Below are 11,893 nucleotides of genomic sequence, written 5' to 3'. Positions count from 1 at the left end.
GTCAAGCCCGGCCATGACCAACCTCTCTTCCCCAGAATTCCGCGCGACGGATCAACGGGGCGGACGGCCCCCGTCCTTGCCGTCATGCGCGGACGTGATCCGCGCATCCAGGGGGGCCGTTTGGCGCCCACCCCTGAGCCGACACGGGGATGGCCGGGTCAAGCCCGGCCATGACCAACCTCTCTTCCCCAGAATTCCGCGCGACGGATCAACGGGGCGGACGGCCCCCGTCCTTGCCGTCATGCGCGGACGTGATCCGCGCATCCAGGGGGGCCGTTTGGCGCCCCCCCCTGAGCCGACACGGGGATGGCCGGGTCAAGCCCGGCCATGACCAACCTCTCTTCCCCAGAATTCCGTGCGACGGATCAACGGGGCGGACGGCCCCCGTCCTTGCCGTCATGCGCGGACGTGATCCGCGCATCCAGGGGAGCCGTTTGGCGCCCCCCCCTGAGCCGACACGGGGATGGCCGGGTCAAGCCCGGCCATGACCAACCTCTCTTCCCCAGAATTCCGTGCGGCAGCCCCGCGGCAGGTTGGCGCTCAACTGACCTGAGCGAAATCCTCCTCGAAATATTCGTTCTCGGCCCGGCCGCCGCTGGCGCGGAGTTCGGCTTCGGCCTGACGCAGGGCGACCCGGCGGATCTTGCCCGACACCGTCTTCGGCAACGGCGAGATCTCGATCCGCCGGATCCGCTTGTAGGGCGCCAGCACCGCGCGGATGTGGCGGAAGATCGATTCCGCCAGCGCCGGGCTGGGCTGGAACCCCGGCGCCAGGGTGATGAAGGCTTTCGGCACGGCAAGACGGAGCGGATCCGGGCTCGGCACCACCGCCGCCTCGGCCACCGCCTCGTGTTCGAGCAGGGCGCTTTCCAGTTCGAACGGGCTGATGCGGTAGTCGGAGGCCTTGAACACGTCGTCGGCCCGGCCGACATAGGTCAGGTAGCCGTCGCCATCGATGGTGGCGAGGTCGCCGCAATGGTAATGGCCGGCCCGCATCAGCAGCGCGGTCCGCTCGGGGTCGTCCTGATAACCGCTCATCAGCCCGAGCGGGCGCGGATCGAGGGCGAGGCTGATTTCACCCTCCTCGGCCGGCTGGTCGTCGCGATCGAGCAGGACGACGCGGTAGCCCGGCATCGGCCGCCCCATCGAGCCCGGCTTGAGCTTCTGCCCGGGCGAATTGCCGATCTGGCAGGTGGTCTCGGTCTGGCCGTAGCCGTCGCGGATGGTCAGGCCCCAGGCCTGCTCGACCCGGGCGATCACCTCGGGATTGAGCGGCTCGCCCGCGCCGATCACCTCGCGCAGCCGCAGCGGATAGGCGGTGAGATCCTCCAGGATCAGCATCCGCCACACCGTCGGCGGCGCACACAGCGAGGTGACTCCGCCCCGGCTGAGATTGGCGAGCAGCTCGCGCGGCTGGAACCGGCTGGCGGCATGGACGAACACCGCCGCCCCGGCGTTCCAGGGGGCGAAGAAGCTGCTCCAGACATGCTTGGCCCAGCCGGGCGAACTGATGTTGCAATGCAGGTCGCCCGGCCGCAGCCCCAGCCAGTACATGGTCGAGAGATGCCCGACCGGATAGCTTTGATAGGTGTGGGCGACCAGCTTGGGCTGGGCGGTGGTGCCGGAGGTGAAATAGAGCAGGAACGGATCCTCGGCCCGGGTCTCCCCCTCGGGCACGAAGCTGTCGTCATAGCGGTCGGCCTCGGCGAAATCGACCCAGCCCGCCACCGGGCCGCCGATGACGATGCGGGTGGCCTCGCCGGCCACTGCATCGAGCTTGGCGGCATCGCCCGGCCCGGCGACGACGTGGCGGACCTTGCCCCGGGCGAAGCGGTCGCGCAGATCGTCGGCCACCAGCAGCGGCGTCGCCGGCACCAGCACCGCCCCCAGCTTCATGCAGCCGAGAATCACCTCCCACAGCCCGACCACGTTGGGCAGCATCAGCAGCACCGCATCGCCCCGCCGCACCCCCTGCGCCCGCAGGAAGTTGGCGACCCGGTTCGACCGCGCCGACAGTTCGGCGAAGCTGAGGCGATGATCCCGCCCGGCATCGTCCACCAGCCACAGCGCCAGCGACTCATTGCCGCGCGCCATCACGTCGAAATAATCGAGCGCCCAGTTGAAGCGGTCGAGCACCGGCCAGCGAAAATCACGGTAAGCGGTGGCGTAATCCTCGCGATGCGCCAGCAGGAAATCCCGCGCCGCAAGGAAATTTTCCAGATCCGTGCTCATGAGGACTCTCCCTGATTTGATTTATTTGTTTGTTTTTTTCGCGGGCTCCGCCCGCACCCGCCAGGAGCCAGCGGCTCCTGGACCTGCTTCGATGGTCGGGTCACCGATCAGCCTTCAGCTTGGGCTCTCCCGTTTCCCGGGCGGCCAGAGCCCAAGCTGAAAGGCGCCTCTTGCACACGACAAACCGATGCTGGTCCAGGAGCCGCTGGCTCCTGGCGGGTGCGGGCGGAGCCCGCGTTTTTTACAACGACCTTCTGTACCGCCCTCCCACTTCGAACAGCGCCTCGCAGATCTGCCCGAGCGAGCAGACCCGGACGGTCTCCATCAGCACCGCGAACAGATTTTCCCCGGCCAGGGCGGCGGCGCGCAGGCGGTCCAGCGCGGCCGGGGCGGCGTCGGCGTGGCGGGTCTGGAAATCGCGCAGGCGGGCGAGCTGGCTTTGCTTCTCGGCCTCGGTCGAGCGTTGCAGCACGATCGGCGGGGCCTCTTCCGGCTCGGGATTGCGGAAGGTGTTGACGCCGATGATCGGCAGGCTGCCATCGTGCTTTTTGTGCTCGTAGAGCAGGGATTCGTCCTGGATCCGGCCGCGCTGGTAGCCGGTTTCCATCGCCCCCAGCACCCCGCCGCGCTCGGCGAGGCGGTCGAACTCGGCCAGCACCGCTTCCTCGACCAGATCGGTCAGTTGGTCGAGCAGGAACGCGCCCTGGTTGGGGTTCTCGTTGCGGGCCACGCCCCATTCGCGGTTGATGATGAGCTGGATCGCCAAAGCGCGCCGCACCGATTCGGCGGTCGGGGTGGTGTAGGCCTCGTCATGGGCGTTGGTGTGGAGCGAATTGCAGTTGTCGTAGATCGCGATCAGCGCCTGCAACGTGGTGCGGATGTCGTTGAAATCGACCTCCTGGGCGTGCAGCGAGCGGCCCGAGGTCTGGATGTGGTATTTCAGCTTCTGCGAGCGCTCGCAGGCGCCGTATTTGTCGCGCAGGGCGATCGCCCAGATCCGGCGGGCGACCCGGCCGATCACCGCATATTCCGGGTCCATCCCGTTGGAGAAGAAGAACGACAGGTTGGGGGCGAAATCGTCGATGGCGAGGCCGCGCGCGAGGTAGGATTCGACGTAGGTGAAGCCGTTGGCCAGGGTGAAGGCCAATTGGGTGATCGGGTTGGCCCCGGCCTCGGCGATGTGGTAGCCCGAGATCGACACCGAATAGAAATTGCCGACCCGGTGACGGACGAAATAATCCTGCACGTCGCCCATCATCTTGAGGGCGAAATCGACCGAGAACAGGCAGGTGTTCTGGCCCTGGTCCTCCTTGAGGATATCGGCCTGAACGGTGCCGCGCACGGTGGAAAGCACCCAGGCGCGGATCTTGTCCTCCTCCTCCTCGGTCGGGGCGCGGCCATTGTCGGCGCGGAAGCGGGCGAGCTGCTGGTCGATCGCGGTGTTGAAGAACATCGCCAGCAGGATCGGCGCCGGGCCGTTGATGGTCATCGACACCGAGGTTGACGGCGCGCACAGGTCGAAGCCGTCATACAGCGCCTTCATGTCGTCGAGGGTGGCGACCGAGACGCCGGAATTGCCGACCTTGCCGTAGATGTCCGGGCGCTCGTCGGGGTCGCAGCCATACAGCGTCACCGAATCGAACGCGGTGGACAGCCGGGTGGCGGCGGCGTCACGCGACAGCAGCTTGAAGCGGGCGTTGGTGCGGGCCGGGTCGCCCTCGCCGGCGAACATCCGGGTCGGGTCCTCGCTCTCGCGCTTGAAGGCGAACACCCCGGCGGTGAAGGGAAACGCCCCGGGCAGGTTCTCCTTCAGCAGCCAGCGCAGCAGCTCGCCCTGGTCGCGATAGGGCGGCAGCGCCACCTTGCGGATCGGGGTGCCGGACAGCGAGGGCTGGGTCAGCCGGGTGCGGATTTCCTTGTCGCGGATCCGCACCACATATTCCTCGCCGCCATAGCTGGCGGCGACCTCCGGCCATTGGTCGAGCAGGCGGCGGCAATGCGGGTCGAACCCGGCCTCGTCGGCGGCGAGCAGGCGTTCGACCGCGCCGGTGTCCTCGCCGGCGGCGGCGAGGCGGTCGCGGGCGTGGGCCAGCCCCTGGCGCGAGCGGGCGATCTCGACCTGGGCCTCGGCGCGGCGGCGATAGGCCCGCACCGTCTCGGCGATCTCGGCCAGGGCGCGCGCGCGGGCCGGCGGCACGATCGCCGCGCCGAGGGTCGAGGCCGGCCCGGCCGGGCGCGGCAGCCGGCTGGGGCCGAGCGGCAGCCCGCGTTCGGCCAGGGCGTCGCGCAAGGCGTGGTACAGCGCGGTGACGCCGTCATCGTTGAAGCGCGACGCCACCGTGCCATAGACCGGCATCGCCTCGGGCAGGCGGTCGAAGGCGGCGCGGTTGCGCTGGACCTGCTTGCGCACGTCGCGCAGGGCGTCCTCGCCGCCCTTGCGGTCGAACTTGTTGATCGCCACCAGATCGGCATGGTCGAGCATGTCGATCTTCTCAAGCTGGCTGGCGGCGCCGAATTCGGGGGTCATCACATAGAGCGACAGATCGCCCAGCCCGGCCACCGCCGAATCCGCCTGACCGATGCCGGGGGTTTCGACCAGGATCAGGCCGAAGCCGGCGCGGCGGCACAGCGCGACGATCGCCGGCAGCGACGGCGGCACCTCGGACCCCGCCCCCCGGGTGGCGAGCGAGCGCATATAGACCGGCCCGCCCAGCGCGTTCATGCGGATGCGGTCGCCGAGCAGCGCCCCGCCGGTCTTGCGCCGCGACGGATCGACCGCGATCACCGCGATCGGCAGGTCGGGACAATCGAGGCGGAAGCGGCGGATCAGTTCGTCGGTCAGCGAGGATTTGCCGGCGCCGCCGGTGCCGGTGATGCCGATCACCGGCACCCGGGGCGCCTCGGCCGCCAGCGCCGCCAGCCGGGCCGGGTCGAGCCCGCCGGCCTCGATCGCGCTGATGACCCGGGCGAGGCCGAGCGGATCGGCGGCGGAAACCGCGTCGAACGATTCGGGCAAACAGCGGCGCGGCGGCGGCCCGGCCCGCTCCAGCAGGTCGGCGATCATCCCTTCCAGGCCGAGGCGCTGGCCTTCCTCGGGCGAATAGATCCGGGCGATGCCATAGGCTTCGAGGGCGCGGATCTCGTCGGCGACGATCACCCCGCCGCCGCCGCCGAACACCTTGACCTCGCCCGCCCCGGCGGCGCGCAGCCGGTCGATCATGTAGCGGAAGAATTCGAGATGGCCGCCCTGATAGGAACTGACGGCGATGCCCTGGGCGTCCTCCTGGATCGCCGCCGCGACGATCTCCTCGACCGAGCGGTTGTGGCCAAGATGGATCACCTCGGCGCCCAGTTGCTGCAACAGCCGGCGCATGATGTTGATCGAGGCGTCGTGGCCGTCGAACAGACTGGTGGCGGTGACGAACCGCACCCGTGCCGCCGTCCGGATCTCCTGGCCCGACTCCTGTCCATCCAGCATCTCTTGGCGCTCCTTCCTGCCGTCGATCTCAACCAGACCGCAGGTTAGGGCCGCCGCCCGCGCCGAATCGATGTCGCTTCCCGCCAGCGCGGTTGAATTATTTTGCCAGTGGAGGCGGAAGGAAAAACCAAAACGCAGGGCTCTGCCCTGCACCCGCCAAGGGCCGCAAGGCCCTTGGATCCCTTTCCTTGACCTTCGCGCGGCAAACACCCGCGCCCAAGCTGAAAGTCAGCTCCGCGCTCGACCACCAAGGGGTTCCAAGGGGCTTGCGGCCCTTGGCGGGCGTGGGCGGAGCCCACTTTCCGGCGGCGGCCTCAGCTCGCCTTGACGCCGCCGAGGTATTTTTCGACCTCGCGGCGCAGGGCGTCGGCTTCGCGGGTCAGGATGTCCGACGCGCCGAGCAGCTTCTGCGCCGCCGTGCCGGTTTCCGCCGCCGCCTCGTTGACCGAGGAGATGTTGCTCGACACCTCGTTCGAACCGACCGCCGCCTCCTGGACGTTGCGGGCGATCTCGCGGGTGGCGGCGCCCTGCTGTTCGACCGCCGCCGCGATCGCGGTCGAGATCTCGTTGATGTTGGCGATGGTGGCGACGATGCCCTCGATCGCGCGCGCGGCCTGTTGCGACGCCGCCTGCATTTCCTCGACCTCGCGGCGGATGTCGTCGGTCGCCTTGGCGGTCTGGGTGGCCAGCCCCTTGACCTCGTTGGCGACCACGGCGAAGCCCTTGCCCGCCTCGCCGGCCCGCGCCGCCTCGATCGTCGCGTTCAACGCCAGCAGATTGGTCTGCGAGGCGATGTCGTTGATGAAATTGACCACGTCGCCGATCTTCTGCGCCGCCGAGGACAGGCCCTTGACGGTTTCGTCGGTGTGGCGGGCCTCGTCGCTGGCCTGGCTGGCGGTCTGGGCGGCGCGGGCGACCTGCTCGCTGATGGCGTTGGTCGAGGCGGCCAGTTCCTCGGTGGCGGCGGCGACGGTCTGGACATTGGCGTTGGCCTGGGCCGCGGCGGCGGCGGCGGCGTTGGCCCGCTCGCTGGTGCGGGTGGCGGTGCCGGCCAGCATCTGCGACGAACCGCGCATCTCGCCCGCCGCCTGCCCGACGGTGGACACCACCCGCTCGATCGTCGCCTCGAACGCGGCGGTGAGCTGGTCGCGCCGCTCGGCCCGGCGGGTGCGGGCCTCGACCTCGCTCTGGCGCTCGGCGGTCAGGCGGTCGCCCTCGATCAGGTTGTTCTTGAACACCTCGACCGCGTCGGCCATCTCGCCGATCTCGTCGCCCCGGCCGACCCCGGGCACCGTCACCGTCAGATCGTGATGGGCCAGCCGGCGCATCGCCTCGGTCATCCCGCGCACCGGCCCGGCGATGCCGGCGACCATCGCCAGCCCGATGGTCAGGCAGCCCGCCGCCGCCGCGACCAGACCGGCCACGATCCACCACAGCGCCGAGCGGTAGATCGCCGCCCCGGCCTCGGCCGCCTTGCGCCCCTCGCGATCGTTGAGCGCCACATCCGCGTTGAGCTTGGCCCGCAGTTCGGTGAAGGCGTCGAAGCCGGGACCGCGCAGGAACAGCGCCACCGCCCCGGCCTCGTCGCCGGCCAGGGCCAGTTCGCGCATCCGGGCGCCGGACTCGCGATAGCGTTTCCAGGCGTTGTCGGCGGCATCGACCATCGCCCGCTCCTCGCCCGGGGTGACCATCGGCTCGTAGGCCTGCCGCATCCGGGCGATCTCGCGCTCGGTTTCGTCGATCGGGGCCAACGCGGCGCGGCGGTCCTCGTCGCTGGTGGCGAACAGCAGCCGGGCCTCGAACAGCCGGTAGCGTTCGATCAGCTTGGCCATCTGCCCGACCGCCACCGTGCTGGGCAGCCAATTGTCGCGGACATCCACCGCCGACGCGTTGACCCGGTCGAGCCGCTCGATCGCGAACAGCCCGAGGGCGAGAGTCAGCAGCAGCACCAGGGCGAACGCGCCCAGCACCTTGGTCCGAATCGAGAAATCGTCAAAACTGGCCATCACGGCATTCCCCTTCTCCGGCGCCTCCCCGCCGGGACGCGGCCCCCCGGTGGTGGCGTTTCCGGGCCTGTCCTGCCTTTTAGGGCGATCGGACAGACCCCTTGGCGTTACCTTAGATATGAAGCGGCTAATAACTATTGAAGGGGAGTCCCCCCGGAAGAAATAGGAAAAAAGGCCGGAGCGGTGCCGGCCCGGCGCGGTTGACCCGCCCGCCGCCACCGCCCATATCCCGGGATCGTCGTCTCCGTCCGAGGATTGCCCGCCATGCCCGAGTCCGCCGCCGCCCCCCTGGTCGATCTCGCGGGGGTCCGTCTCGGCCTGGGGGCCGGCGCCGGGCGGGTCGAGATCCTGCGCGGGATCGATCTCGCCGTCGCGGCGGGGGAGAGTCTCGGCATCGTCGGGCCGTCCGGCTCGGGCAAATCGACCCTGCTGATGGTGATCGCCGGGCTGGAGCGGGCCGAGGCCGGCCGGGTGGTGGTCGCCGGCCAGGACCATGCCGGACTCGACGAGGACGGGCTGGCCCGGCTGCGGCGCGACCGGATCGGCATCGTGTTCCAGTCGTTCCACCTGATCCCGACCATGACCGCGCTGGAAAACGTCGCGGTGCCGCTGGAGCTGGCCGGGCGCGCCGACGCCTTCGCCGAGGCCGCCGGCTGGCTCGACCGGGTCGGGCTGGCGGCGCGGCGCGACCATTACCCCTCGCGCCTGTCGGGCGGCGAGCAGCAGCGGGTGGCGCTGGCCCGCGCCCTGGTCGCCCGCCCGTCCCTGCTGCTGGCCGACGAGCCGACCGGCAATCTCGACGGCGCCGCCGGCCGCGCCGTCGCCGACCTGCTGTTCGGGCTCAATGCCGAGTTGGGCACCACCCTGATCCTGGTCACCCACGATCCCGCTTTGGCCGCCCGCTGCCACCGGGCGGTGCGGGTCGCCGACGGCAGGCTCGCGGCGGAGCCCCGGCCGTGAGCGCGGTACCGCTGGCGCTGGCGCTGCGCCTCGCCCGGCGCGAGCTGCGCGGCGGGCTGCGCGCCTTCCGCCTGCTGGTGGTCTGCCTCGCCCTCGGCGTCGGTGCGATCGCCGCCGCCGGCTCGCTGCGGGCGGCGGTCGAGGCCGGGCTGGCCGGTCAGGCCCGCGCCCTGGTCGGCGGCGACCTCGCCTTGTCCCAGCCCTCGGTGCCGCCCGAGCCCGCCCAGCGCGCCTTCCTCGACCGGCTCGGCCGGGTCGGCGCGGTGACCGAACTGCGCGGGATGGTGCTGCATGGCGATGACCGCCTGCTGGTCGAGGTCAAGGCGGTCGATCCGGCCTATCCGCTGGTCGGCGCCGTCGCCCTCGCCCCCGACCAGAGCCTGGCCGGGGCGCTGGAGCGCCGCGACGGCGTATGGGGCGCGGTGGCCGAGCCGGCCCTGCTGGCCCGGCTCGGCCTCAGCCCCGGCGACCGCATCGGCCTGGGCGACGCCACCCTCGAACTGCGCGCGGCGCTGACCCGCGAGCCCGACCGCCTCGCCGCCGCGATCGGGTTCGGCCCCCGTCTGATGATCGCCGAAGCGGCGCTGGCCGATACCGGCCTGTTGCGTCCCGGCAGCCTGACCCGCCATTCCCTCCGCCTCGTCCTGCCCGAGGGCGCCAGCCCGGCCGAGGCCCGTGCCGCGATCGCCGCCGCCTTTCCCCAGGCGGCGTGGCAGGTGCGCGACACCGCCGAGCCCGCCCCCGGCCTCGGCCGCTTCCTCGACAGCGTCGCCGCCTTCCTGACCCTGGTCGGGCTCGGCGCCCTGCTGATCGGCGGCATCGGCGTCGCCAACGCCACCCGCGCCTATCTCGACGGACGGGTCGCCACCATCGCCACCCTCAAATGCCTCGGCGCCCCGGCCGGGCTGATCCTCGCCACCTATCTCTGCCTGATCGGCGCCCTGGCCGGGCTCGGCATCCTGCTCGGCCTCGCCGCCGGGGCGCTGACCGTGCCGGCCTTCGCCGCCTTGGCGATCGACGCCCTGCCGCTGCCGCCCGGCGGCGGGTTCTACCCGGCGCCGCTGGCGCTGGCGGCCGGGTTCGGCGCCCTCGCCGCCCTCGCCTTCACCCTCGGCCCGCTCGGCCGCGCCCGCCGCATCCCCGCCCTCGCCCTGGTCCGCCTCCACGCCGTGCCCGATGGCGACGAACGCCGCCGCCCCGACCGCGCCACCCTCGCCGCCGTCGCCCTCGCCGCCGCCGCCTTGGCCGGGCTGGCGATCGCCACCTCGCCCACGCGCGGGCTCGCCGCCGGCTTCGTCGCCGCCTGCTGCGTGCTGCTGGTGCTGCTGCGCGGCCTCGCCTGGGGGCTGGCCCGGCTCGCCGCCCGGCTCAACCGCCGGCCGCGCCGCTGGCTCGGCCCGCCCGCCCGCCTCGCCCTCGCCGCGCTGGCCCGGCCCGGCTCGGCCCTGCCCGGGATGATGCTGTCGCTCGGGCTCGGGCTTGCCCTGCTCGCCACCCTGGCCCTGGTCGAGGCCAATCTGGGCGAGGCGTTCGGCCGCCGCCTGCCCGATACCGCCCCCGGCTGGTTCTTCATCGATCTCCAGCCCTCCCAGGTCGCCCCGCTGCGCGCCCTGGTCGCTGGGATTGATCCCACCGCCCGGCTCGACACCGCGCCGATGGTGCGCGGCCGCATCGCCGCGATCAAGGGCGTGCCGGTCGAGTCCGCCGCGATCGCCCCCGACGCCGCCTGGGCCGCGCGCGGCGATCGCGGCCTGTCGATCGCCGCCACGCCCCCCGCCGGCAGCCGGATCGTCGCCGGGCGCTGGTGGCCGGAGGATTACGCCGGGCCACCGCTGGTGTCGCTCGACCGGACGGTGGCCAAGGGGTTCGGGGTCGGGATCGGCGACCACCTCACCCTCAACGTGCTCGGCCGCGAGATCGAGGTCGAGATCGCCAGCCTGCGCGAGATCGACTGGGCCAGCCTGTCGATGAACTTCGCCATCCTGCTGTCGCCCGGCAGCCTCGACGGCGCGCCCTATTCGGTGATCGCCACCCTGCGCGCCGCCGACGCCCCGGCGCTGGCGATCGAGCGCGCCGCCACCGCCCGCTTCCCCTCGCTCAGCGCGATCCGGGTGCGCGAGGCGATCGAGACCGCGCGCGGGGTGATCGACCGCGCCGATCAGGCGGTGCGCGCCACCGCCCTGCTGACCCTCGCCGCCGGAATTCTGGTGCTGGCCGCCGCCGTCACCGCCGGCGCCCGCCGCCGCGGCTGGGAGGCGGTGCTGCTGAAGAGCCTCGGCGCCAGCCGGGCCCAGATCCGCCGCGCCACCCTGATCGAGTTCGGCCTGATCGGCCTCGCCGCCGCCTTCGCCGCCACCCTGGTCGGCGAGGCCGCCGCCTGGGCGCTGCTGACCCTGGTGATGAAGCTGCCCTGGTCGCCGCTGCCGCTCCACGCCTTGATCCCGGTCGGCGCCGGACTGGGGGCGACCCTGGTCGCCGGCCTCGCCGCCAGCCGCCACGCCCTCGCCCAACCGGCGGCGCGGCTGCTGCGCGAGGAATAAGCGGGGAAGGCTCTCTTCGCGGGCTCCGCCCGCACCCGCCAAGGGCCGCACGGCCCTTGGAACCCCTTGATGGTCGGGCGCGGAAAGGCCGGTCAGCTTGGGCGCGGGCGTTGGTCGCGCGAAGGGCAAGGAAAGGGTTCCAAGGGCCTTGCGGCCCTTGGCGGGTGCGGGCGGAGCCCGCGAATCCTCCGACGTCACCAGTTTCACTTGGCGACGACACCTCAACTTCCGCGACAATGACAAGCCTAATATATAGACAGCTCGGCATGTTCTTTAAATCTAATGGATAAGTTTGAGATCCATTTAACAATTGCCCGTCGATATCCTGACTTATATCTTTCGTGGCGAGCGGCATTCCCCTTGCCAAGAGAAACGGACCGATGGCCGTCCGTTCGTTGCGTGGCGGAACGGGGGAGAGCTCACGGGAAAATATGTGCCGGGGGGCACCATGTCATTTCGCTACGCCATTTACCCGGCGGTGTCCTTATTCGCTTTGGCGATCGCCCTGTCCCCGCGACCGGGCCTGGCGACGACCTGCGTGGCGGACAGCAACGGCACCATCAGCACCGCTTGCGACAGTAACTATGTCGTGGGGGCGTCGAGAACCCAGATCACCAACACGACCACCATTTCACCGTCCCTCTATACGGCCGTTAAGGTCGATAATGGCGTGGTTC

5 protein-coding genes are annotated in these 11,893 nt (G+C 71.1%); 2 read left to right on the top strand and 3 right to left on the bottom strand.

All coding sequences use genetic code 11. From position 1 onward, the window contains the following. Positions 1-540 precede the first annotated feature (540 nt). From ACFSNB_RS11430 to ACFSNB_RS11420, 3 genes are all read right to left on the bottom strand, one after another. Positions 541-2,232, bottom strand: a complete 1,692-nt coding sequence (locus ACFSNB_RS11430; RefSeq protein ID WP_377316613.1) for an AMP-binding protein — start codon at positions 2,230-2,232, stop codon at positions 541-543. A 241-nt stretch (positions 2,233-2,473) separates the two neighbouring features. After that, complete coding sequence (gene icmF, locus ACFSNB_RS11425; RefSeq protein WP_377316611.1) at positions 2,474-5,710, bottom strand: fused isobutyryl-CoA mutase/GTPase IcmF; 3,237 nt, start codon at positions 5,708-5,710, stop codon at positions 2,474-2,476. A gap of 314 nt (positions 5,711-6,024) precedes the next feature. Further along, on the bottom strand, positions 6,025-7,716 hold the full coding sequence (locus tag ACFSNB_RS11420) for a methyl-accepting chemotaxis protein (RefSeq protein ID WP_377316609.1): 1,692 nt from the start codon (positions 7,714-7,716) through the stop codon (positions 6,025-6,027). Positions 7,717-7,980: 264 nt separating this feature from the next. Between ACFSNB_RS11420 and ACFSNB_RS11415 the strand changes: the two genes are divergently transcribed. Together ACFSNB_RS11415 and ACFSNB_RS11410 are read left to right on the top strand one after the other, a co-directional pair. Beyond that, a complete protein-coding gene (locus ACFSNB_RS11415; RefSeq protein ID WP_377316607.1) occupies positions 7,981-8,676 on the top strand; it encodes an ABC transporter ATP-binding protein in 696 nt (231 codons plus the stop codon). Then, entirely contained in the window at positions 8,673-11,216 is a 2,544-nt protein-coding gene (locus ACFSNB_RS11410) for an ABC transporter permease (RefSeq protein WP_377316605.1), read from the top strand. The genes ACFSNB_RS11415 and ACFSNB_RS11410 overlap by 4 nt, the downstream gene beginning before the upstream one ends. Positions 11,217-11,893: the final 677 nt, after the last annotated feature.

This window comes from Phaeospirillum tilakii (genome assembly GCF_042683125.1).
Lineage (GTDB): Bacteria > Pseudomonadota > Alphaproteobacteria > Rhodospirillales > Magnetospirillaceae > Phaeospirillum > Phaeospirillum tilakii.
Note: the sequence above shows the minus strand (reverse complement) of the source record. Positions and strands in the feature narration are given on the sequence as shown.

Excerpts from the sequence above, each read along its gene's own strand:
- ACFSNB_RS11430 (WP_377316613.1), bottom strand. The coding sequence starts at position 2,232 with ATGAGCACGGATCTGGAAAATTTCCTTGCGGCGCGGGATTTCCTGCTG.
- icmF (WP_377316611.1), bottom strand. The coding sequence starts at position 5,710 with ATGCTGGATGGACAGGAGTCGGGCCAGGAGATCCGGACGGCGGCACGG.
- ACFSNB_RS11420 (WP_377316609.1), bottom strand. The coding sequence starts at position 7,716 with ATGGCCAGTTTTGACGATTTCTCGATTCGGACCAAGGTGCTGGGCGCG.
- ACFSNB_RS11415 (WP_377316607.1), top strand. The coding sequence starts at position 7,981 with ATGCCCGAGTCCGCCGCCGCCCCCCTGGTCGATCTCGCGGGGGTCCGT.